This is a genomic window from Sphingomonas sp. Leaf343 (assembly GCF_001423765.1).
In the GTDB taxonomy this organism is placed as follows: domain Bacteria; phylum Pseudomonadota; class Alphaproteobacteria; order Sphingomonadales; family Sphingomonadaceae; genus Sphingomonas.
Genome location: NZ_LMPG01000013.1, coordinates 232,788 through 254,762, shown reverse-complemented (window position 1 = coordinate 254,762; position 21,975 = coordinate 232,788). Strand labels below are relative to the sequence as shown.

General features: G+C 68.7%; 19 protein-coding genes. 14 read left to right on the top strand and 5 right to left on the bottom strand.

Going from position 1 to position 21,975, the window contains the following annotated elements:
- The first annotated feature begins 11 nt into the window (after positions 1-11).
- Complete coding sequence (locus tag ASG07_RS12355) at positions 12-1,169, top strand: Gfo/Idh/MocA family protein (protein WP_201781016.1); 1,158 nt, start codon at positions 12-14, stop codon at positions 1,167-1,169.
- Positions 1,170-1,172: 3 nt separating this feature from the next.
- On the opposite strand, the gene ASG07_RS12350 is transcribed toward ASG07_RS12355, so the two are convergent.
- A complete protein-coding gene (locus ASG07_RS12350) occupies positions 1,173-2,108 on the bottom strand; it encodes an alpha/beta hydrolase (protein WP_055846808.1) in 936 nt (311 codons plus the stop codon).
- A 222-nt stretch (positions 2,109-2,330) separates the two neighbouring features.
- Between ASG07_RS12350 and ASG07_RS12345 the strand changes: the two genes are divergently transcribed.
- Positions 2,331-3,404: an AI-2E family transporter gene (locus ASG07_RS12345; protein ID WP_055846804.1), complete on the top strand. Its 1,074-nt coding sequence runs from the start codon at positions 2,331-2,333 to the stop codon at positions 3,402-3,404.
- Here ASG07_RS12345 and ASG07_RS12340 read toward each other — a convergent pair.
- On the bottom strand, positions 3,346-4,215 hold the full coding sequence (locus ASG07_RS12340; protein ID WP_055847148.1) for a type 1 glutamine amidotransferase: 870 nt from the start codon (positions 4,213-4,215) through the stop codon (positions 3,346-3,348). The genes ASG07_RS12345 and ASG07_RS12340 overlap by 59 nt on opposite strands.
- Before the next feature lie 105 nt (positions 4,216-4,320).
- On the opposite strand from ASG07_RS12340, the gene ASG07_RS12335 reads away from it, so the two are divergent.
- The 3 genes from ASG07_RS12335 to ASG07_RS12325 are packed head-to-tail and all read left to right on the top strand — an operon-like array spanning position 4,321 to position 8,143.
- Positions 4,321-4,833, top strand: a complete 513-nt coding sequence (locus ASG07_RS12335; RefSeq protein ID WP_055846801.1) for a 2Fe-2S iron-sulfur cluster-binding protein — start codon at positions 4,321-4,323, stop codon at positions 4,831-4,833.
- Positions 4,830-5,816, top strand: a complete 987-nt coding sequence (locus ASG07_RS12330; protein WP_055846798.1) for an FAD binding domain-containing protein — start codon at positions 4,830-4,832, stop codon at positions 5,814-5,816. Before ASG07_RS12335 ends, ASG07_RS12330 begins: the two co-directional genes overlap by 4 nt.
- Entirely contained in the window at positions 5,813-8,143 is a 2,331-nt protein-coding gene (locus tag ASG07_RS12325) for a xanthine dehydrogenase family protein molybdopterin-binding subunit (RefSeq protein WP_055846794.1), read from the top strand. Before ASG07_RS12330 ends, ASG07_RS12325 begins: the two co-directional genes overlap by 4 nt.
- A 281-nt stretch (positions 8,144-8,424) precedes the next feature.
- Here ASG07_RS12325 and ASG07_RS12320 read toward each other — a convergent pair whose 3' ends face one another.
- A complete protein-coding gene (locus ASG07_RS12320; protein WP_082474774.1) occupies positions 8,425-8,766 on the bottom strand; it encodes an SWIB/MDM2 domain-containing protein in 342 nt (113 codons plus the stop codon).
- A gap of 119 nt (positions 8,767-8,885) precedes the next feature.
- On the opposite strand from ASG07_RS12320, the gene ASG07_RS12315 reads away from it, so the two are divergent.
- The 8 genes from ASG07_RS12315 to cobA all read left to right on the top strand — a co-directional run bounded on the left by ASG07_RS12315 (position 8,886) and on the right by cobA (position 19,660).
- The gene (locus ASG07_RS12315) at positions 8,886-9,464 is read left to right on the top strand and encodes an ANTAR domain-containing response regulator (RefSeq protein WP_055846790.1); all 579 of its coding nucleotides are present in this window, start codon (positions 8,886-8,888) and stop codon (positions 9,462-9,464) included.
- Positions 9,464-10,666, top strand: a complete 1,203-nt coding sequence (locus ASG07_RS12310; RefSeq protein WP_055846787.1) for a CmpA/NrtA family ABC transporter substrate-binding protein — start codon at positions 9,464-9,466, stop codon at positions 10,664-10,666. The genes ASG07_RS12315 and ASG07_RS12310 overlap by 1 nt, the downstream gene beginning before the upstream one ends.
- A 251-nt stretch (positions 10,667-10,917) precedes the next feature.
- Positions 10,918-12,156: a nitrate/nitrite transporter gene (locus ASG07_RS12305; protein ID WP_055846783.1), complete on the top strand. Its 1,239-nt coding sequence runs from the start codon at positions 10,918-10,920 to the stop codon at positions 12,154-12,156.
- A gap of 1 nt (position 12,157) precedes the next feature.
- Positions 12,158-13,357 carry an alginate export family protein gene (locus ASG07_RS12300; protein WP_055846779.1) on the top strand — a complete coding sequence of 400 codons (1,200 nt, stop codon included), beginning with the start codon at positions 12,158-12,160 and terminating at the stop codon, positions 13,355-13,357.
- Complete coding sequence (gene nirB, locus ASG07_RS12295) at positions 13,354-15,822, top strand: nitrite reductase large subunit NirB (protein ID WP_055846776.1); 2,469 nt, start codon at positions 13,354-13,356, stop codon at positions 15,820-15,822. Before ASG07_RS12300 ends, nirB begins: the two co-directional genes overlap by 4 nt.
- The gene (gene nirD, locus ASG07_RS12290) at positions 15,819-16,157 is read left to right on the top strand and encodes a nitrite reductase small subunit NirD (protein WP_055846773.1); all 339 of its coding nucleotides are present in this window, start codon (positions 15,819-15,821) and stop codon (positions 16,155-16,157) included. The genes nirB and nirD overlap by 4 nt, the downstream gene beginning before the upstream one ends.
- Before the next feature lie 118 nt (positions 16,158-16,275).
- Positions 16,276-18,870, top strand: coding sequence for a nitrate reductase (locus tag ASG07_RS12285; protein ID WP_055846770.1), 2,595 nt, complete (start codon positions 16,276-16,278; stop codon positions 18,868-18,870).
- Positions 18,860-19,660 carry a uroporphyrinogen-III C-methyltransferase gene (cobA, locus tag ASG07_RS12280; protein WP_055846767.1) on the top strand — a complete coding sequence of 267 codons (801 nt, stop codon included), beginning with the start codon at positions 18,860-18,862 and terminating at the stop codon, positions 19,658-19,660. Before ASG07_RS12285 ends, cobA begins: the two co-directional genes overlap by 11 nt.
- Here the strand turns inward: cobA and ASG07_RS12275 are convergent.
- The gene (locus ASG07_RS12275) at positions 19,649-20,746 is read right to left on the bottom strand and encodes a Gfo/Idh/MocA family protein (RefSeq protein ID WP_082474773.1); all 1,098 of its coding nucleotides are present in this window, start codon (positions 20,744-20,746) and stop codon (positions 19,649-19,651) included. The genes cobA and ASG07_RS12275 overlap by 12 nt on opposite strands.
- 188 nt (positions 20,747-20,934) lie before the next feature.
- Between ASG07_RS12275 and ASG07_RS12270 the strand changes: the two genes are divergently transcribed.
- A complete protein-coding gene (locus ASG07_RS12270; protein ID WP_156361847.1) occupies positions 20,935-21,378 on the top strand; it encodes a hypothetical protein in 444 nt (147 codons plus the stop codon).
- 3 nt (positions 21,379-21,381) lie between these two features.
- On the opposite strand, the gene ASG07_RS12265 is transcribed toward ASG07_RS12270, so the two are convergent.
- Positions 21,382-21,924, bottom strand: a complete 543-nt coding sequence (locus ASG07_RS12265) for a hypothetical protein (RefSeq protein WP_055846761.1) — start codon at positions 21,922-21,924, stop codon at positions 21,382-21,384.
- Between the last annotated feature and the right edge of the window lie 51 nt (positions 21,925-21,975).

Sequence of the window (21,975 nt, the reverse complement as noted above, 5' to 3'; positions counted from 1 at the left end):
AATTTGCCACCGTGACCGATTCCAATCGCCGCGCCGTTCTGGGCATGGGCCTGACCGCCGGGCTCGTCGGGTTCGCCGCCGACGCGCTCGCACAGTCCGCGACACGGGGCGACGCGCCGACCGAAAGCGCGATGGCGCGGCCCGCGCCGGAGGCGAAGTACCGCGTGCCGTTCGCGGTGATCGGGATGGATCACAACCACATCTATGGCATCACCGACGCGATCATCCGCGGCGGCGGCGTGCTGACCAGCTTCTACGCGACCGATCCGAAGCAGATCGCGATGTTCCAGAAGCGGTACCCGGCTGCGAAGCTGGCGCGGAGCGAGGACGAGATCCTCGACGATAAGACGATCAAGCTGGTGTGCAGCGCCGCGATCCCCAGCCTGCGCGCCCCGCTCGGCATCCGCGTCATGAAAGCGGGCAAGGATTATCTGAGCGACAAGGCGGCGGTGACGACGCTGGCGCAACTGGCGGAGGTGCGGCGCACGATCAAGCAGACCGGGCGCAAATACGGCATCATGTATTCCGAACGGCTGGAGGTGCCCGCCGCGGTCATGGCCGGGCAGATGGTGCATGACGGCGCGATCGGGCGGGTGATCCAGACCGTCAATCTCGCGCCGCACCGTATCTCCGCGTCCAGCCGCCCCGACTGGTTCTGGGACCCGGCGCGGAACGGCGGCATCCTGACCGATGTCGGCAGCCATCAGGCCGACCAGTTCGTGTATCTGACGGGCAGCAAGCGCGCGCATGTCGTCGCCTCGCAGACCGGCAATTTCGGCAATCCGCAGCATCCGAAATTCGAGGATTTCGGCGACATGGTGCTGAACGGCGACGGCGGCACCGGCTATGTCCGCGTCGACTGGTTCACGCCCGACGGCCTGTCGACCTGGGGCGACGGGCGGCTCTTCATCCTCGGCACTGAAGGGTACATCGAGCTGCGCAAATATGTCGATATCGCGGGCCGGCCGGGCGGCAACCACCTGTTCGTCGCCGATCGCAAGGGCATGCGCTACATCGACTGTTCGAAGGTGCCGCTGCCGTTCGGGCCGCAGTTCGTGAACGATCTGGTCGAGCGCACGTCGGTCGCGCAGGATCAGGACGGCGCGCTGCTCGCCGCCGAACTGGTGCTGACGGCGGAGGCCAAGGCGACGCGCGCCAAGGCTCCCTGACGGTTACGCGAACTGGCGCGGCACCCAGCGGACGAACGCCTCTGGCCAGAGCGAGCCGGGCTGCGCGTCGGGCAATTGCACGCCGAAGCCGTGGCCGCCGCTTTGCAGGATATGCGCCTCGACCGGCACCTTCGCGGCGATGCACGCGTCCAGCCAGCGCAGGCTGCATGATGCCGGCACGACATCGTCGTCGAGCGCATGGACGAGGAAGCAGGGGGGCGTCTTCGCGTCGATGTGACGGAGCGGCGAACGGCGCAAGACCGCGGCGTCGGGGGCGTTCCGGTCGAGCAGATTCTCGCGGCTGCCGACATGCGTATCCGGCAGTTCCAGCGTGGTGACGGCGTACATCAGGCCGGCGAAGGCGGGTTTGGCCGGCTGGCGATCCGCGGCATCGACGGGCGTATAGACCCGCTCGTCATAGGCGGTCGCCAGACTGGCGGCGAGGTGGCCGCCGGCGGAGAAGCCGAGAACGCCGACCTTCGCCGCATCGATACCGAACCGCGTTGCGCCCGCGCGGATCAGCCGCATCGCGCGCTGCGCATCCTGTAGCGGCACGTCGGCCTGTGCGTCCCAGCCCTCGGCGGGGAGGCGATAGGTGAGGATGAAGACGGTATAGCCCTGCGCGGCCAGGCGATCGGCGACGCGATTGCCCTCATTATCGAGCGATACGAAGCCGTAGCCGCCGCCGGGGATCACCAGCACGCCGATGCCGTTCGCCGTGGCCGGGCGGCGGATGGCGATCGTCGGCTGCGCGACGCCGGTGATGCGGGCTTCCGGGGTCGGCTTGCGGCCAGGTTTCGGCAGCGTCGCGCGCGCGCCGGGTGGACGGCCCGGCCACAGCGGCATCGTCTCCGCCTCCGCAGCGGCGGCCATCGTGGCGGGCAGGGCGGCGGCTGTGAGACTCAGCGCGATCAGGCTGCGGCGGTCAAGGTCGGTCATGTACGTGTTGTCGGGGGAAATGCAGCTGATCGCAAGAGCGTGCGGGTGCGTCCGAAGGCGGGCCCCAGGATCCTGTTATGCCGGAACGAACCCGCATGACGGGGCGGGTGGTTGCGCTTGCCGCAAATGGTTTCGGGAGCGAAATGCGTGTTGCGGGGTTCAAGCCCCCTCATCCCGGCGCGTTTTCCGATCGCGTCGTCGAACTCTCGCAAGGCAGCACCTATGGCCGTCCACCGTCAGCGCGTCGAAAATGGCGGCCTGATCCTCTTCGTCGTCGCGTTCACCCTCGCACTGGGGTTCGTGGTGTCGAGCTTCGCCGGCGCGCTGCTGTGGGCGGCGCTGGCGGCGTTGCTGTTCCAGCCCCTGTTCCAGCGGTTGCTGGCGCGGTGGCCGGAACGACGGAATACGGCGGCGGCGGTGACGATGCTCATCATCACCTTCGCGGTCGTGATCCCGGCGATGATCGTCGCCAGTCTGGTCGTGGAGCAGGCGGCCAGCGTCTACAACCAGATGCGATCCGGCCAGATCAACTTCGCGTCGTATTTCCAGCAGATGCACGACGCGCTGCCGCAGCGGCTCCAGCGATTGCTCGACAGCGCCGGGTTCGACAGTTTCGAACGCGCGCAGGCGAGCATCTCGGAGGCGATCGGCAGCAGCGCGAGCATGCTGGCGCGGCAGGCATTCTCGATCGGCGCGAATGCGGCGGCGTTCCTGCTGGCGTTCGGCGTCGGCCTGTACGTCACCTTCTTCCTGCTGCGCGACGGCGGCCGGATCGGCCCGGCGATCGTCCGTGCGTTGCCGCTGGAGCCGGCGGTGGCCGAGCGTTTCGCGGAAAAGTTCGTCGCCGTGGTGCGCGCGACGATCAAGGGATCGGGCGTCGTCGCGCTGGTGCAGGGCGCGCTGGGGGCGATCACCTTCTGGATCGTCGGCTTGCCGGCGGCTTTGCTGTGGGGCCTGTTGATGGCGATCGCGGCGCTGCTGCCGGCGGTCGGTCCTGCGATCATCTGGGGACCGGTGGCGGTCTATCTGCTGGCGACGGGGGCGATCTGGCAGGCGGTGGTCGTGGTATTGTCGGGCGTGCTCGTCATCGGGCTGGCGGACAACATCCTGCGCCCGATCCTGGTCGGGCGCGACACGGGCATCCCCGACTGGCTGGTGCTGGTGACGACGCTGGGTGGAATCGACCTCGTCGGGCTGAGCGGGATCGTCGTCGGGCCGCTGGCGGGCGCGCTGTTCATCACGGGCTGGCAGGTGCTGACCGAGCAGCGTGGCGCGGCAGCACCAGCGCCCGAATGAAGTTGCCGAGTTCGACACGCCGGCCGGACTCGTCCGCAAACGCGTCGTCGACACCCAGCCGCCAGCGCAGCGGGCGCGAGGCGGGGTCGTTGTCGAGAGCGTCGAGCAGATCGGCCTGCGCCTCGACATCGGCGTCGTCACGGGCAAGGCCGGCGTCCGCCAGCCCGTCCTTCTGACGGCGTAACGCGGTCGCGATCTCCGCCAGCGACAATTCCGGATGGTATTGCACGCCCCAGAACACGCCCCTGTCGTGGCGGACCTCCGCAGCCTGCACCCGCGTCGAGCCGTTGCCCGCCAGCAGGGTCGCGCCGGGCGGAAGTTCCTCGACCTCGTCGCCGTGAATCGCAGGAGCGTCCCACACGATCGTCCGGCCGGCGAGCAGCGGGTGGTCGCAACCCTCCGGCGTGGCGACGATCCGGCGGGCGATCCCCGCCTCCAGCCGGTCCGGCATCTTGCGCACCTTACCGCCCGCCGCTGCGACCGCGACCTGAAGACCGGCGCAGGAGCCGAACGACGGCGTACCGGAGGCAAAGACGGCGCGCATGAACGCCAGTTGCCGGCGTACTGCGGGCGTGTCGTCGTAGACATGGAGCGGCGAGCCGGTCAGGAACACGCCGTCATAGTCCGCCAGCTCGTCCGCGGTGTAGGTCCGGGCATCCTCGTCGGCGGGCGCGATGCGGGTGATGTCCGCGCCCGGCATCATCTGATCCAGCGTCGCCGCATAGCTTTCACCGGAGCTTTTGCCGGTATGCTCCCGACGCGCGTCGCGCTCCTCGGGGGTTTCGCTCTCGGCGACCAGAACCTTCAACAACGACGGCACCTTTCATCGGGAGCCGCCTCAACGCACCGGTTGCGGGACGCGTTGCCGCTGCACCATGATTGATCTACGTTCGACCCGTTCAAGGAGACATGCACCATGTCCATCACCGTCAACGGTTTACCTGTTCCGCTGCCGACCGATCCGCGCGTTTCGCTGCTCGATCTTCTCCGCGAGGAATTGCAGCTTTCGGGAACGAAGAAGGGCTGTAATCAGGGCGCGTGCGGGGCATGCACCGTGCTGGTCGACGGACAGCGGATCATCTCCTGCCTGGCACTGGCGGTGCAGTATGACGGGCGCGAGGTGACGACAGTCGAGGGGCTGGCGCAGGGCGGCGTGCTGCATCCGTTGCAGGCGGCGTTCGTGGAGCATGACGGGTTCCAGTGCGGTTATTGCACGCCAGGTCAGATCTGCTCGGCGATCGGTATGGCGGCGGAGGTGAAGCGCGGCGTGCCGAGCCATGTCACCGGCGATCTGTCGGCGGAGACGATCGCGCTCGACCGCGACGAACTGCGCGAGCGGATGAGCGGCAATCTGTGCCGCTGCGGGGCGCATAACGGGATCGTCGATGCGATCTTCGAGGTTTATGCCGGGACGGAGGCCGCAGAATGACGCCCTTCACCTTCACGCGTGCCGCCGATGCTCCGGACGCGGTGCAACGCGCGACCGACGCGAGCACCAAGTTCTTCGGGGGCGGGACCAATCTCGTCGATCTGATGCGCGAGGCGGTGGAGCGCCCGACGACGCTGATCGACGTCACGGGGCTGTCCGACGGCGTCGAGGATACCGAGGGCGGCGGGCTGATGATCGGGGCGGCGACGACCAACACCGCGCTGGCGGAGCATCGCGCCGTGCGGACCCGCTATCCGGTGCTGTCGCGCGCGATCCTCGCCGGAGCGAGCGCGCAGATCCGCAACATGGCGACGGTGGGCGGCAATCTGCTCCAACGGACGCGCTGCACCTATTTCTACGATGTCGAGGGATCGCGCTGCAACAAGCGGCAGCCGGGGCAGGGATGCGATGCGATCGAGGGGTTCAACCGCATCCACGCGATCCTCGGCGCGTCGCCGTCGTGCGTGGCGACGCACCCGTCGGATATGTGCGTGGCGCTCGCAGCGCTGGATGCAGTCGTGCACCTGTCGTCCGCCGGCGGCACGCGGACATTGCCGCTGACCGATCTGCATCGGTTGCCAGGCGAGCATCCCGAAATCGAGACGATGCTGGAGCCGGGCGAACTCATCACCGCCATCGAGCTGCCGGCGATGCCGATGGCGGCGCATTCCGCCTATCGCAAGGTGCGGGACCGGGCGAGCTATGCCTTCGCGCTGATCTCCGTGGCGGCGGCGCTGGAGGTCGAGGATGGCCGGGTGACGGACGTGCGCCTCGCGCTGGGCGGGGTGGCGCACCGGCCGTGGCGGGCGTTCCGGGCGGAGGAAGCGTTGCGCGGCGGACCGGCGACGGTGGCGGCCTTCACCGCCGCCGCCCGGGCCGAACTCGCCGATGCGCAGCCGCTGCGCGATAACGGCTTCAAGGTCGAACTGGCGACGCGGACGATCGCGGCCGTGCTGGCCGATCTGGCGGGAGTGAGCGCATGAGCATCGTCGAGGACGCCAAGCAGGCCGTACAGGGCGCCGTTCAGGGCGTGATGCAGAAGGCCATCCAGATGGCGCCCGACAGCTTCATGCCGGGAGGAAAGCCCGATCCGCTGATCCGGCAGCAGCATGGGCATATCGGCAAGCCGATCTCCCGCCTCGACGGGCCAATCAAGGTGCGTGGCGAGGCGACCTATGCGGCGGAGTTCCCGCTCGACGGGATGCTCTATGCGGCCCTGGTGTTCAGCACGATCGCCAAGGGGCGGGTAGCGGCGCTCGACACAGATGCGGCTGAGGCCGCGACGGGCGTCGAACTGGTGATGACGTATCGCAACGCGCCGCGCATGGCGCCGATGCCGCTGTTCCTGACATCGGAAAAGGCGTGTGGCGGCAACGACCTGCCGATCATGCAGGACGATCGCATCTCCTGGAACGGTGAGCCCGTCGCGCTCGTGCTGGCGGGGACGCAGGAACAGGCGGATCATGCCGCGTCGCTGATCGCGATCGAATACGAGGCCGAGCATTCGGTGACCGCGATGGCGGAGGCGAAGGCGAAGGGGACCGAGCCCGGCAATTTCATGGGCCAGCCGCTGCAATTCGCGACCGGCGATGCGGCGGCGGCGCTGGCCGCGGCGGCGCACAGCGTCGACCGGACCTATACGACACCGCGTCACAGCCACAATGCGATCGAACTGCATGCGGCGACGGTGGCGTGGCAGGGCGATACGCTGCGGGTCCACGATGCGTCGCAGATGGTGGCGCACATGGCGTGGTCGCTGGGCCATGTCTTCGGCCTCTCCGAGGACAAGGTGCATGTCACGTCGCCGTTCGTCGGTGGGGGCTTCGGCAGCAAGGGGCTGTGGCAGCATCAGGTGCTCGCTGCCGCGGCATCGAAGCTTTCGGGCCGGCCGGTCCGGCTGATGCTGTCGCGGGAGGGCGTCTACCGGATCGTCGGCGGGCGCACCGTGACGGAGCAGCGCGTGGCGATCGGCGCGTCCGAAGACGGCAGGTTCGACGCGCTGATCCACACCGGCACGACGGCGATGAGCCGGCACAACGTGCTGCCCGAGCCGTTCATCCTGCCGACGCGCAGCGCCTATGCCGCGGGCAGCATGACGCTGGACGTCGAGGTCGCGTATCTCGACATGGTCGCCAACACCTTCATGCGTGCGCCGGGCGAGGCGGTCGGCACGTTCGCGCTGGAGAGCGCGATCGACGAGCTGGCGGTGGCGATGGACATCGACCCGATCGAACTGCGCCTGCGCAACGAGCCGGACAAGGACCCGACGACCGGCGCGCCCTTCTCGTCGCGCGAGATCGAGAAGGCGTATCGCGACGGGGCCGCGCGGTTCGGCTGGGCGGATCGCGGCGCACCCGGCAGCCGGCGCGAGGGCGAATGGCTGATCGGCACCGGCGTCGCGACCGCGACCTATCCCTATTACCGGATGCCCGGCGGCGCGGCGCGGATCACGCTGAGCCGTGAAGGGCATGCGACGGTCGATATCGCCGCGCACGACATGGGCATGGGCACCGCCACGGCGCAGACGCAGGTCGCGGCCGACCGGCTGGGGCTGCCGATGGAGCAGGTGACGTTCCGCTATGGCGACAGCACGCTGCCCGGCGTCGTCATGGCGGGCGGGTCGCAGCAGACGGCGGCGATCGGCGCGTCCGTCATGGCGGCATACCGCGACCTGGTGACGGAGTTGCTGAAGCTGGCGGGCAACGATTCGCCGCTGGCGGGACTGGACGCGGACGAGGTCGTGGGCGTCGACGGCGGGCTGGCCAAGACCGACGACCGCACGCGGCACGAAAGCTATGCGTCGATCCTGTCGCGGGCGCAACGCGACGAGGTGGTCGTGGAGGCGACGCCGCCTGCGCCGCTGGAGACGATGCACTGGTCGATGCACTCGCACGGCGCGATGTTCTGCGAAGTGCGCGTCAACGCGGTGACGGGGGAGGTGCGGGTCAGCCGCTTCCTCGGATCGTTCGACTGCGGCCGCATCCTCAACCCCAAGACCGCGGCCAGCCAGTTCCGCGGGGGGATCATCATGGGCCTCGGCCTCGCGCTGATGGAAGAGACGCAGTTCGACGAGCGCAACGGCCGGATCATGAACCCCAGCCTCGCCGAATATCATGTGCCGGTGCACATGGACGTGCCGGAGATCGACGTGATCTGGACCGACATCCCCGACCCCCACACCCCGATGGGCGCGCGCGGCGTGGGCGAGATCGGCATCACCGGCGTCGGCGCGGCGGTGGCGAACGCGGTGTTCAACGCGACGGGGAAGCGGGTGCGCGACCTGCCGATCACGCTGGACAAGCTGTTGTGATCGTTGGGGGTGGGTCTGGAGGCTCAGGCCAAGCTTAGTCCTGTGCGCCGTATCCTGCGTGAAGGGCCGGTTTCATCTTACGGCCGGGCATGACGGATATCGGCGACACTGTCCGCCTCGATCCCTAACTCGAAGAGGCGCAACATACACGCATTTTTGACTTTGCGAGAGCCTGTGCGCCTCCAGTTTCCGATCGCCATGTCGTGTTGCCCTTCGCGACGACAGGCGGGTGGCGTTCACCGGATGCGAACGGCGCCGCCACCCTTCCCCTCGCGCCGACGTCAGTCCTTCTTGGCGGTCAGGTGGGCGCTCAGATGCTTGTTCATTTCGAACATGCTGACGGACTTCTTGCCGAAAATCTTGGCCAGAGCGTCGTCGCCGTTGATCTGGCGGCGATCCTTGGCGTCCTGGAGGTCGTGCTTCTTGATGTAGTCCCAGACCTTCTTGACGACCTCGCTACGCGGCAGGTCGTCCTTGCCGACGATTTCGGCGAGGTCGGGGGATGGGGTGACGGGGGCGGTGATGCCGCCGCGGGCGCCGCCAGCGGGCTTGCCGGTTGCCTTGACCGTCTTCTCGGCGGCCTTCGTCTCGTCCTTGCCGCGTTTTTCTGCCGTGCGTGCCATGTTCCAAGCCTTTCATCTGCAATGATTCAGGGGCGTAACGACACAGGGGCGACATGGCTCCGGCGGGTGCGACGAAGCGTAACGCTTGGTTTTCGGCCGCAGTGCAGCATAATGCCGGCATGCGGATCGCGATCATCGACACCAGCACGACGCGCGCGGCGATCATCTCCGATGGTCTGCGCGATGCGGGACTGGGCGATCTGGTGCTGATCGATCCCGCCGGGCCGCTGCTCGCGCAACTGGAAGCGGCGCGGCCGGAGGTGGTGCTGGTCAATCTGGAGAATCCCAGCCGCGACGTGCTGGAGGATTTCTTCGCCATGTCTCGCGCGCTCGCCCGGCCGATCGCGATGTTCGTCGATCAGAGCGATGCGGAGTCGACGGCTGCGGCGGTCGATGCGGGCGTGTCGGCCTATATCGTCGATGGGCTGGCGAAGCAGCGGATCAAGCCGGTACTCGATCTGGCGGTGCGGCGGTTCCAGGCGTTCGCGCGGCTTCAAAACGAACTGGCGGAAGCGAAGAGCGCGCTGGCCGACCGGCAGGCGGTGGACCGGGCGAAGGCGATCCTGATGAAGCGGCGCGGGCTGGACGAGCCTGCCGCCTATGCGCTGCTGCGCAACCACGCGATGCAGTCCAACCGGCGCATCGCGGAGATCGCCGAGGCGATCGTCACCAGCGACGCGCTGATGGGAGATTTGTGATGGTCCGCATCGGTTTCCTGCCGCTGGTCGATGCGGCCCTGCCGATTTTGGCGCATGAACAGGGCTTTGCCGCGGCCGAGGGCGTGGGCATCGAGCTGGTGCGCGACATGACGTGGGCGACGGTGCGCGACCGGTTGCTCTATGGTCACACCGATGCCGCGCACCTGATCGCGCCGCTGGCGATCGCGACCAGTCTGGGACGGGGGCGGCCCGCCGTGCCGCTGAGCGTGCCGTTCGTGCTGGGGCTGAACGGCAATGCGGTGACGCTGTCGACGGCCCTCGCGGCGGCGGTGGAGTTGGGCGACGGGCTGGCCGATCCGGTGGTGCTGGGTGAACGGCTGCGGGCGGTCGCGGTGGAGCGGGCGGCGGCGGGAACGCGGCTGCGGTTCGGGGTGGTGCATCGCTATTCCAGCCACAATTACATGCTGCGATACTGGCTGGCGGCAGCGGGGATCCAGCCCGATCGCGATGTCGAGATCGTCGTGACCAGCCCGCCCTTCGCCGCCGATGCACTGGCGGCGGGCGAGGTCGACGGCATCTGCGTCGGCGAGCCGTGGAACAGCATCGCGGTCGACCGCGGGGTCGGCCGGATCGCACTGGTCACCGCGCAGATCTGGCGGCGGGGCGTGGAGAAGGTGCTGGCGCTGCGGGCGGACACGGTGGCGGAGCGGGGCGACGAGGTCGCGGCGCTGATCCGCGCGCTGCACCGGGCCGCGGCGCATTTCGTCGCGCCGGACACGGCGGAGGACAGCGCGGCGATCCTGTCGCGCCCCGAATATTGCAATGCACCGCCGGAGACGGTGCTGCGCGCGATCACGGACCGGGTGCGGCTGGCACGCGATGCGGAGGCGCTGCACATCCCGGATTTCATGTTCCAGTACCGCGAGGCGGCGAACTTCCCGTGGCGCAGTCAGGCGGCGTGGCTCTATTCGCAGATGACGCGGTGGGATGGCACGCCGTTCTCCGCGGGGGAGGCGAAGGCGGCGGAAGGGGTGTTCCGGCCGGACCTGTACCGGGCGGCGCTGGCGGGATCGTCGGCGACGCTGCCGGGGGCGAGTTCGAAGATGGAGGGTTCGATCGGTGAGGCGACCGGCGTGGGGGCGACGCAGGGCCGGTTGATATTGGGGAGCGACCGGTTCTTCGACGGGCGGGCGTTCGATCCCGACGAGATACCGGCCTATCTGGCCGGGCTGGCGGAGTAGCGGCCCGGCTGTCGTTTGCTGCATGTGCGAAATGCACTTGCGCCGACCCTGCGAATCAGGCAGTTTTCGAATCGTCGGGCAATGATGCCGGACACGAAATAGACGCAGCGCCTTTCCAACGGGGGGCAGGCACTGCGGCGACGGATGGCGGCGACGCCACCCTTCAACGGCAACGAAGCCGCCAGGATGCAGCCAGTGATGGCCGCCGTCCTGGCGGCTTTTTCTTTGTCCAGCGCAGATGGGGACGGCACATGGCGACGGCACTCTGGCAAGACGATACGACGACGGACAAGACCGGTTTCTGGGCGAGCGGCCATACGCCGACGCTGATCGCCGCGTTCCTCTACTTCGACCTCGCCTTCATGGTGTGGGTGCTGCTCGGGCCGCTCGCTCCCGAGATCGCGAAGACGCTGGCGCTGACCCCCGCCGAAAAGGGCCTGATGGTCGCGACGCCGACGCTCGCTGGCGCGATCCTGCGCGTGGTCAACGGGCTGCTGGTCGACCGGATCGGGCCGAAGAAGGCGGGCGCGATCAGCCAGATCATCGTCATCGCGGGACTGTTCTCCGCCTGGACGCTGGGGGTGAACAGCTTTGGCGGAACGCTGGCGCTGGGCGTCATCCTGGGCTTCGCCGGCGCCAGTTTCGCGATCGCATTGCCGCTCGCCAGCCACTGGTATCCGCCGCAGCATCAGGGCAAGGCAATGGGCCTCGCCGGCATGGGCAATTCGGGCACCGTGCTCGCCGCGCTGTTCGCCCCCGCGCTCGCCAAGCTGTTCGGCTGGAACGCGGTGCTCGGCCTCGCCTGCGTGCCCCTGACCCTCGTGTTCGTCGCCTATATGATGATGGCGAAGGATGCGCCGAACGCCCCCGCACCCAAGAGCCTCGCGCAATATCTGACGCCGCTGAAGACGGCGGACGCATGGTCGCTGATGGGCTTCTACGCGGTGACCTTCGGCGGGTTCGTCGGGCTGGCGGCGTCGCTGCCGATCTATTTCACCGACCGGTTCGGGCTGACGACGATCCAGGCCGGCTATTGCACCGCGGCGTGCGTGTTCGCCGGGTCGCTGGTGCGGCCGATGGGCGGGGCGCTGGCCGATGCGATTGGCGGGGTAAAGACGTTGACCGCGGTGTTCCTCGTCGCCGCGCTGGCGCTGGCGGGCGTATCCACGGCGAACAGCGTCGAGGCGGCGCTGGCGCTGTTCGTCTGTGCGATGCTGGCGCTCGGCACCGGCAACGGCGCGGTGTTCCAGCTCGTGCCGCAGCGGTTCGCGGCGGAGATCGGCGTGATGACCGGGCTGGTCGGGTTCGCAGGCGGCATCGGCGGCTTCTATCTCGCTTCGTCGCTTGGGATCGCGAAGCAGATGACCGGCAGCTTTTCGTCGGGCTTCCTGATCTTCGCGGGTCTGGCGCTGGTCGCGCTGGCCGGGCTGGCCTTGGTCAAGGGCGGCTGGCGCGCGCGCTGGGGTGCCGCCGGTGGCGTGCGGATCTGACATGCGCCACGTCATCGCTCTTCCCTTGATCGCCGTCGGTGCGACCCCCGTCGCGGCGCAGACGATCGCCCCGCTGGTCGAGGTTCGCGTGCGTCACGAGCATGTCGATCAGGCCGCGCTGCCCGGCGACGCCGATGCGGTGACGACGCGGGTGCGGGCGGGCGTGCAGGTCAGCGAAGGGCCGTGGTCGGCACTGGCGGAGGCACAGGGCAATCTCGCGATCATCAGACGTTATTATGACGGGCTGAGCGGACCGGCCACGCGCCGCCCGCTGATCGCCGATCCCGAGAGCATCGGCCTCTATCGCGCGCAGGTTCAGTATCGCAGCGCGCCGTTGACGGTGACGGCGGGGCGGCAGCGCATCCAGCTGGACGACGAACGCTTCGTCGGCGCGGCGGCGATCCGCAACAACGGCCAGACCTTCGACGCGGTGCGCGCCGAGATCGTGCCGGTGAAGGGCGTGAAGGCGGACGTCACCTATGCATGGAGCGTCCGCACCATCTGGGGTATCGACGGGTTCGGCGCACGGCCGCAGGCGGTGGGCGGCGACAATGTCTTCGCGACGCTCGGCTGGGCGTCGCCGATCGGCACGCTGAGCGGTTTCGCCTATCTGGTCGATCAGGACGAGGCGCCGGTGCAGGGCTACCGCCTGTCGAGCCAGAGCTACGGCGTGCGGCTTGCGGGATCGCGCAAGCTCGGCAAGGCGACCGTCGCGTGGCAGGCGAGCCATGCGCGCCAGTCCGATTACCATCGCAACCCCAACGACTATCGCGCCGATTACTGGCTCGCCGACATCGCGGTCGACCTCGCCGGGCCGAAGCTGGGCGGGGGGTATGAGGTGCTCGGCGCGGATCGGGGCGGCGCGCTGACGAGCTTCCAGACGCCGCTGTCGGCGATCTTCAAGTTTCAGGGCTGGGCGGACAAGTTCACCACCACGCCGCCCGACGGCATCCGCGATCTCTACGCCAGCGCCGGCTGGGGCTGGAAGCAAATCGGCACGCTGAAGAACGTGTCGGTGCAGGCGATCTACCACCGGTTCGGGAGCGACCGGCTCGTTCGCCATTACGGCAACGAGATCGACCTGCTCGCGAGCGCGAAGCTCGGCCGCACCGTCGCGGGCGTCCGCTACGCCGATTACGACGCGGACCTGTTCGCCACCGACACCCGCAAACTCTGGCTCCAACTGGACTGGACCCTATGATGAACACCGCTGAGCATCTGGTCGTCATCGGCAACGGCATGGCCGGCTGCCGCGCCGTCGAGGAACTGATCGCCCGCGATCCGCACCGCTACCGCGTCACCATCTTCGGCGCAGAGCCGCATGTGAACTATAACCGTATCATGCTGTCGCCGGTGCTCGCGGGCGAGAAGACCTTCGACGAGATCGTCATCAACGATGCCGCCTGGTATGCGACGAACGCGATCGAGCTGGTTTCGAGCGATCCGGTGCAGGCTATCGATCGCGCTGCGAAGACGGTGACGGCGCGCTCGGGCCGCACCGTGTCCTACGACAAATTGCTGATCGCCACCGGCTCCGATCCGTTCATCATCCCGGTGCCCGGCAAGGACCTGCCCGGCGTCATCAGCTTCCGCGACATGGCGGATGTCGACCACATGCTCGCCGCCGCGGGAGCCGGCGGCGATGCGGTGGTGATCGGCGGCGGGCTGCTCGGGCTGGAGGCGGCGCACGGCCTCACCCTGCGCGGCATGAAGGTCACCGTCATCCACTTGATGCCGACGCTGATGGAGCGGCAGCTCGACGAGGCGGCGGGCTGGCTGCTCAAATCCGCGCTCGAAGCCCGCGGCCAGACCATCCTGACCGAAGCGCACACCGCTGCGATCGTCGGCGACGGCAAGGTCGAGGGCGTGCAGTTGAAGGACGGCACCGTCATCCCCGCCAGCCTCGTCGTCATGGCGGTCGGCATCCGCCCCTCGGTCGCGCTGGCCCGCGACGCCGGGCTGGAGATCGGGCGCGGAATCAAGGTCGACGACCATATGGTCACCTCCGACCCTTCGATCCTCGCGGTGGGCGAATGCGTCGAACATGACGGCAACGTCTATGGCCTCGTCGCGCCTTTGTGGGACATGTGCCGCGCACTCGCCGACGGGCTGGTCGAGAAGCACAGCGGCTATCGCGGCTCGGTCACCTCCACCAAGCTCAAGGTCGCCGGCCTCGACGTCTTCTCGGCGGGCGATTTCTCGGGCGGCGACGGCGCGGAGGACATCGTGCTGCGCGACGCCTCGCGCGGCGTCTACAAGCGCGTCGTCGTCCGCGGCGACAAGGTCGTCGGCGCGGTGCTGTACGGCGATACCGCGGACGGCGGCTGGTATTTCGACCTGCTGAAACGCGAGGAGGACGTGTCGGCGATCCGCGACATGCTGATCTTCGGACAGGCCTTCGCCTCGGGAGGAGGCGTTGCGGACCCTAAGGCGGCCGTTGCGGCGCTCTCCGACAACGCGGAGATCTGCGGCTGCAACGGCGTCACCAAGGGCAAGGTCGTCGCGTGCATCGGCGCCGGCAACACGACGCTCGACGCCGTGCGCGCCACCTGCAAGGCGTCCGCATCCTGCGGATCGTGCACCGGGCTGGTCGAGACGTTGCTCGCCGTCACGCTGGGCGACGATTATTCCGGCGAGCGCACCGTCAAGACGATGTGCAAATGCACCAGCTTCGGCCACGACGACGTCCGGCGAGAGATCGTCGCGCAGGACATGCGCTCGATCCCCGAAGTCATGCAGAAGCTGACGTGGAGCACCCCCGACGGCTGTTCGTCGTGCCGCCCCGCGCTCAATTACTATCTGCTCTGCGCGCTGCCCGGCGAGTATAAGGACGACCAGCAGAGCCGCTTCGTCAACGAACGGCTACACGCCAACATCCAGAAGGACGGCACCTATTCGGTCGTCCCCCGCATGTGGGGCGGCCTCACCTCGCCGAAGGAACTGCGCGCGATCGCCGACGTGGTCGAGAAGTTCGATGCGCCGATGGTCAAGGTCACCGGCGGCCAGCGCCTCGACATCTTCGGGATCAGGAAGGAGGATCTGCCCGCGGTCTGGGCGGACCTGAACGCCGCCGGGATGGTCAGCGGCCATGCGTACGGCAAGTCGCTGCGCACGGTGAAGACGTGTGTCGGGTCTGAATGGTGCCGCTTCGGCACGCAGGATTCGACCGGGCTGGGCGTGAAGGTCGAGCGGATGACGTGGGGCAGCTGGATGCCGCACAAGTTCAAGATCGCGGTCAGCGGCTGCCCGCGCAATTGCGCCGAGGCGACGATCAAGGACTTCGGCGTGGTCTGCGTCGATTCGGGGTACGAACTCCACGTCGGCGGCAACGGCGGGATCAAGGTCCGCGCCACTGACTTCCTCTGCAAGGTCGCAACCGAGGAGGAGGCGATGCATTACTGCGCCGCCTTCATCCAGTTGTACCGCGAGGAAGCCCGCTACCTCGAACGCACCGCGCCATGGATCGAGCGGATCGGCGTAGACTATATCCGCGAACGCATCGCCGAAGACGCGGAAGGTCGCGACGCGCTGGCCGCACGCTTCCGCTATTCGCAGACCTTCTCGCAGGACGATCCCTGGGCCGCCCGCGCGGCAGGTGACGCGCGCGAACAGCATGCACCGATGGCGGTCTTCACACCTTTGGACGCAGCGAGGGAAATGGCATGACCGGCGAATGGCTCGACATCGGCTGGGTCGACGAGATCCCCGTCCGCGGCAGCCGCACCGTGCAGGTGACCGGCGGCGACGACATCGCGGTGTTCCGCACCGGCGACGGCAAGGTCTTCGCATTGCTAGATCGCTGTCCGCACAAGCACGGCCGGCTGTCGCAGGGGATCGTGCACGGCGGTGCGGTGGCGTGTCCGCTGCACAATTGGCGGATATCGCTGACCACGGGCGAGGCGCTCGGCGAGGACAAGGGCTGCACCCCGGTGGTGCCGGTGAAGGTCTCCGCCGGGCGGGTGCTGATCTGCCGGACCAGCGTGCTGAAGGCGGCGGCGTGAGTAGCAAGAAGAAAGCCCCTCCCCTTCAGGGGAGGGGTTGGGGGTGGGGCGGTGTCTCACCGAGACCATCGTCCGCGGACAGGCCCCACCCCAACCCCTCCCCTCAAGGGGAGGGGCTTTGAAGCCCGTCCGCACCACCTGCGCCTATTGCGGCGTCGGCTGCGGCATCGTCGCCACCCCCACCGGCGAGCGCACCGCCACCATCGCCGGCGACCCCGACCATCCCGCCAACCACGGCAAGCTCTGCTCCAAGGGCACGCACCTCGGCGAAACGATCGGCCTCGAAGGGCGTCTGCTCCACCCCATGATCGGCCAGCGCCGCGCCACATGGGACAAGGCGCTCGACCTCGTCGCCCGCAGGTTCCGCGACACCATCGCCAGACACGGCCCCAACAGCGTCGCCTTCTACGTCTCCGGCCAGCTCCTGACCGAGGATTATTACGTCGCCAACAAGCTGATGAAGGGCTTCATCGGCTCGGCCAACATCGACACCAACTCGCGCCTCTGCATGTCGAGCGCGGTCGCCGGCCATACCCGCGCATTCGGCGAGGATATCGTCCCCGCCAGCTACGACGACCTCGACGCCGCCGACCTGATCGTGCTCGTCGGCAGCAACACCGCCTGGTGTCACCCGATCGTCTACCAGCGCATCATGGCCGCCCGCGCCGCGAGGGGTACGAAGCTGGTCGTCATCGACCCGCGCCGCACCGAAACCGCGGACGAGGCGGACCTGCACCTCGCCATCCGCCCCGGCACCGACGTCGCGCTGATGCACGGCCTGCTGGCATGGTGCCGCGCGAACGGCGCGGTCGATGACGCCTATCTGGAGCGCCACGTCGCGACTCCCGCCCATTTCTGGACCGGGTTCGGCGAGGGAAGCGACCTGTGGTCGACGGCGCGCGTCTGCGACGTGCAGCCGGACGACCTCAGGCGCTTCTTCGACCTGTTCGCCGCGACGCCGCGTACGGTGACGATGTTCAGCCAGGGGGTGAACCAGTCGCTCGCCGGCACCGATCAGGTCAACGCGATCATCAACCTCCATCTCGCGACGGCGCGCATCGGCAAGCCCGGCGCGGCCCCCTTCTCGATCACCGGACAGCCCAATGCGATGGGCGGGCGAGAGGTCGGCGGCCTCGCCACGACCCTCGCGGCGCATATGGACTTCGCCCCCGACAACGTCGCCCGCGTCGCCCGCTTCTGGGCCGCGCCGAACATAGCGACGAAGCCGGGGCTGAAGGCGGTCGACCTGTTCCGCGAACTCGGTCACGGCCGGATCAAGGCGTTGTGGGTGATGGCGACCAACCCCGCCGTCTCGATGCCCGATGCCGGCCGCGTGCGCGAAGCGCTGGCCGCCTGCCCCTTCGTCGTGGTCAGCGACGTGATCGCCGACACCGACACCAGCGTCCACGCCCACGTCCGCCTGCCCGCCGCGGCATGGGGCGAGAAGGACGGCACCGTCACCAATTCGGACCGCACGATCAGCCGCCAGCGCGCCTTCCTGCCTCTGCCTGGCGAGGTCAAGCCCGACTGGTGGATCGTCAAGGAAGTCGGCAGGCGCATGGGGTGGAAGACCGCCTTCGCCTATGATCGCCCCGCCGAGATCTGGCGCGAACATTGCCGGCTGTCGGCCTATGAAAACCACGGCGAGCGGCTGTTCGCGCTGCCGGGTCAGGCGGCGACCGGCAACGCCGCCTATGACGCGATGGCGCCGTTCCGCTGGGGCGGCACCACGTTCGCGAACGGGCGCTATTCCACGCCGGATGGTCGCGCACGGCTGGTGCCGGTCGCGCAAAAGCCGCTGTCGGCCCCGCTCGCCGACTGGCCGATGACGCTCAACACCGGGCGTTACCGCGACCAATGGCATACGATGACCCGCACCGGGCTCAGCCCCAAACTCGCCCGCCACCGCGAGGAGCCGCTGGTCGAGGTCCACCCCGACGATGCCGCCGCGCTTTCATTGACCGACAACGGCCTCGCCCGCGTCGCCACGCCACAGGGCGACAGCCTGTTCCGCGTGCGGCTCGCCGCGACGCAGCGGCGCGGCGAGCTGTTCACCCCGATCCACTGGACCGATCGCACCGCCACCGGCGGCCGCACCGGGCTCCTGCCCCGCCCGCTCGCCGACCCGATCTCCGGCCAGCCCGGTTTCAAGGCGACCCCCGCGCGCATCGCCGTGGTCGAGACCGCATGGCGCGGCTTCGTCATCGTCGCCGGCGAACTGTCGCAACGCCCCGATTGTCTATGGGCGACCCGCGTCGCCGTGCCGTGCGGCACCGCCTGGGACCTCGCGGGCAACGGCGATCCCGCCACGCTCGACGCGCTGCTGCCGGCGGGCCAGCGGCTGGAGGCGATCGACGCCGCACGCGGCACCCGCCGCATCGCCATCCTGCGCGACGGCCGCCTCGCCGCCGCGCTGTTCGTCACCCGCGATGGCATCCTGCCACCCCGCGACTGGCTGGTCGCGCAGCTCGCCGAGCCGCAGGCCGCCGCCACGCTGCTGGCAGGCCGCGCACCGGGCGTGCAGGTCGATGGCGGCCCGATCGTCTGCGCCTGTTTCGATGTCGGGCTGAAGACGATCCTGTCCGCGATCGCGACGCAGCATCTGACCGACGTCGCCGCGATCGGCGGCGCGCTGAAGGCGGGCACCAACTGCGGCTCATGCCGCCCCGCGCTCGCCAAACTCCTCGCCGAAGGATCGACCCATGCCGCATGATCTGATCGCCCCCGGCACCGTCTGGCTGGTCGGCGCCGGCCCCGGCGATCCCGACCTCCTCACCCGCAAGGCCGAACGGCTGATCGCCGCCGCGGACGTCGTCTTCTACGACGCGCTGGTCGGCCCCGGCGTGCTCGATCTGATCCCAGCGGGCGTCGAGCGCGTCGGCGTCGGCAAGCGTTCCGGCCGCCATTCGAAGGATCAGGGCACGATCGACGATCTGATCGTCGCCGCCGCGCTCGCGGGCCGACGCGTCGTGCGGCTGAAGGGCGGCGATCCGTCGATCTTCGGCCGCTCGACCGAGGAGGTCGACGCCTGCGCCGCGCACGGCATTCCCGTCCACATCTGCCCCGGCATCACCGCCGCCAGCGCCGCCGCCGCCTCCGGCAGCATCTCGCTGACCATGCGCGGGCTGGCACGCTCGCTCACCTTCGTCACCGCGCATGCGCGGGCGGGGGAGCCGCTCGACCTCGACTGGGCCGCGCTCGCCCGCCGCGACACGACGCTTGCGGTCTATATGGGACGAGCCGCGGCAGGCGACGTCGCGCGCAACCTGATCGGCGCGGGCCTCGCGCCGGATACGCCGGTGATGGTCGCGGTCAACGTGTCGCTGCCTACCGAACGGCTGATCCGCGGCCGGCTGGACGCGCTGTCGTTCCTGGTGCGCGCGGTCGGCGCGAACGATCCGACGCTGTTGCTGATCGGCGCGGCGATGGGAGCCGCGGAGCCCGCCTCCGCGATGCCGGCGCGAACGGTCGAACGCGCCGCATTACGGGCGTCAGCGCTGTAGCCTGATCGTCCGCCCCTCCCGCGCGGAGCGGTAGATCGCCTCGACGATCCGCATGTCGCGCAACCCCTCCGCGCCGGAGACGATCGGTTCGCGACCGGCGGCGGCGCATTCCGCCATATGGTCGAGCTGCCCGACGAACTGGTTGACGGGAACGGGCGGGGGTTCGATCACGCGGTCCCGGCCGTTTCGCCCGGTCCACATCCGGTTGCCGTCATATTGCGTTGCGGGTTCCAGCTCGATCCGGCCCTTGTCGCCCATCAGCAGGATGTGGTTCTGGTTGGCGCTGTACATCGACTGGCAACTGGCGAGCGCGCCGGAGGGGAATTCCAGCGTCCAGTCGATCATGTCCTCCACCTCCGTGAAGCGGGGATCGCGGCGGTCGGTGGATTCGCGGGCGGTGACGGCGACGGGTTCCTCGCCGGTCATATAACGCGCCGCCTGAAGGCTGTAGATGCCCATGTCCATCAGCGATCCGCCGCCCGACAGCGCCCGCTTCAGCCGCCATTTGGCGGGATCGCCCTGAACGAAACCGTGTTCGGAGCGGACGTAGCGAATCTTGCCGGCGTCCCCGGCGCGGGCGAGGCGCATCGCCTCCAGATTATGCGGTTCGAAATGCGATCGATAGCCGATCATCAGCCGCCGGTTCGCGGCGCGGCAGGCGGCGATCATCGCCTCGCATTCCGCGACGGAGATCGCCATCGGCTTTTCGCACAGGACATGCTTGCCCGCCCTCGCCGCGCGGATCGTGTATTCGGCGTGCATCGCATTGGGCAGGCAGACATAGACGATGTCGACATCCGGGTTGTCGCGGATCCGGTCGAACGTGTCGTAGGAATAGACCGAGTCCGGTGTCAGGCCGTGCTCCGCCGCCACGCGCTTCGCCTTCGCCGGATCGCCGCTGACCACCGCCGCGAGCCGGCTGTGGCGGCATTTGGCGAATTGCGGAATGATGACGTTCAACCCGTAATAGCCGAGGCCGACGATAGCATAGCCCAGCTTGCGAGGAGGGGCCGCACAGGCGGGCGCCGCCATGCCGACCACCATCGCGGCGGCCGACAGCAAGATATCGCGCCGTTCGATCTCCACCCGCTATCCTCCTGTAATGCCGTGTATCGTCGTGGATGGTACAGGCATGATGCCGAGGTTCAACCGCCATCGCACCGCGATCGAGTGCAACCGCTTTATGCTGCACTGCATCGAAAACCGTCGCGGCCCGTCAGGTCCGCAGCGGGAGCATCGTCGCGTCCCGATCGACGACAGGATGGCGAGCATGATTGCGCAGGATCGTCGCGGGCAGCGTCGATCTGAGCGCGATCGCCACGTCGGCGGCGGTGCCGCTGTACGTGTCGGCCACGAAGGTCGGGAACGGCGCGGCGCGCCTGTTCGAAAACGACGAGATCGATCTGGACGCGATCATCGCCTCCGCCTGCCTGTTGCGCGACCTGAAGGCGTTGACCGAGGTGCAGGCGATGGCCCGCAAGACGCATTCGCCCGAGCCAGCGATGCAGGCGCTGGCGGCGACCGACCTGCATCTGATGGAAGCCTGCCCCGAACCGGCGGAGCGTGGTTCGGCGAGCAAGATCGATACGCGCTGGTCGCAGATCGAGGAGCTGCGCGCGCTGGGACGCGCGACGGCGGACGCGTGTCTGGCGGATTACCGGCGCGATCCGGGCCGCACCTCGACGGTGAGCGACCTGTTGGAAGCGGTGGCGGCGTAGCGACTATCGCAGCAACTTCGCCACCGCGATCGCCTTCGCCTTCGCATCGGTGGCGGCGACCGGACCAAACAGGTCGATCGCGACGTAGCGGCGGTCGTCGAGGAACAGCTGCAACTGTGCGCCCCGATCGCGCCATAATGCCGCGCGGCCGAGGCCGGGAACATCGGCGGCAGGGGGCAGCGTGCCGCCGGCGGTGCGCGACGCTTCCACATCGCTGCCCGCGGAATCGCCATTCGGCGCGGCGCGGGCTAGCAGCACCATCCGGCTGCCGTCCGCCAGCGTGTAGGTGCACATCGAAAATGCCGCACGCCCCTCCGCGGCGGGCGACACGCTGCCGAGTTCGGTCGTCGTGACGCCGACGCCAAGCGCCTTTGCCACGGCATCCCGGTCGAGGACGGAGCAGGCATCCTCCGCATTCCAGTCGGCGGTCGCCGTCGTCACCGCCTTGGCCGTCGCCGCGGTGGTGCCGTTGCCGTTGCCGCTTGAGTCCACGCCGCCGCATCCGGCCAGCGCCAGCATCGCCGCGATGCCCATCGACCTGTTCATTTCACCCTCCCCCGAAGACGGGTGAAGTAAAGCGCATCTTCGCCGGACTTG

Coding starts and splice junctions, on each gene's coding strand:
- ASG07_RS12320 (WP_082474774.1), bottom strand. CDS start 8,766: ATGGCACGCACGGCAGAAAAACGCGGCAAGGACGAGACGAAGGCCGCC.
- ASG07_RS12315 (WP_055846790.1), top strand. CDS start 8,886: ATGCGGATCGCGATCATCGACACCAGCACGACGCGCGCGGCGATCATC.
- ASG07_RS12330 (WP_055846798.1), top strand. CDS start 4,830: ATGACGCCCTTCACCTTCACGCGTGCCGCCGATGCTCCGGACGCGGTG.
- nirD (WP_055846773.1), top strand. CDS start 15,819: ATGACCGGCGAATGGCTCGACATCGGCTGGGTCGACGAGATCCCCGTC.
- ASG07_RS12300 (WP_055846779.1), top strand. CDS start 12,158: ATGCGCCACGTCATCGCTCTTCCCTTGATCGCCGTCGGTGCGACCCCC.
- nirB (WP_055846776.1), top strand. CDS start 13,354: ATGATGAACACCGCTGAGCATCTGGTCGTCATCGGCAACGGCATGGCC.
- ASG07_RS12305 (WP_055846783.1), top strand. CDS start 10,918: ATGGCGACGGCACTCTGGCAAGACGATACGACGACGGACAAGACCGGT.
- ASG07_RS12345 (WP_055846804.1), top strand. CDS start 2,331: ATGGCCGTCCACCGTCAGCGCGTCGAAAATGGCGGCCTGATCCTCTTC.
- ASG07_RS12310 (WP_055846787.1), top strand. CDS start 9,464: ATGGTCCGCATCGGTTTCCTGCCGCTGGTCGATGCGGCCCTGCCGATT.
- ASG07_RS12325 (WP_055846794.1), top strand. CDS start 5,813: ATGAGCATCGTCGAGGACGCCAAGCAGGCCGTACAGGGCGCCGTTCAG.
- ASG07_RS12265 (WP_055846761.1), bottom strand. CDS start 21,924: ATGAACAGGTCGATGGGCATCGCGGCGATGCTGGCGCTGGCCGGATGC.
- ASG07_RS12350 (WP_055846808.1), bottom strand. CDS start 2,108: ATGACCGACCTTGACCGCCGCAGCCTGATCGCGCTGAGTCTCACAGCC.
- ASG07_RS12335 (WP_055846801.1), top strand. CDS start 4,321: ATGTCCATCACCGTCAACGGTTTACCTGTTCCGCTGCCGACCGATCCG.
- cobA (WP_055846767.1), top strand. CDS start 18,860: ATGCCGCATGATCTGATCGCCCCCGGCACCGTCTGGCTGGTCGGCGCC.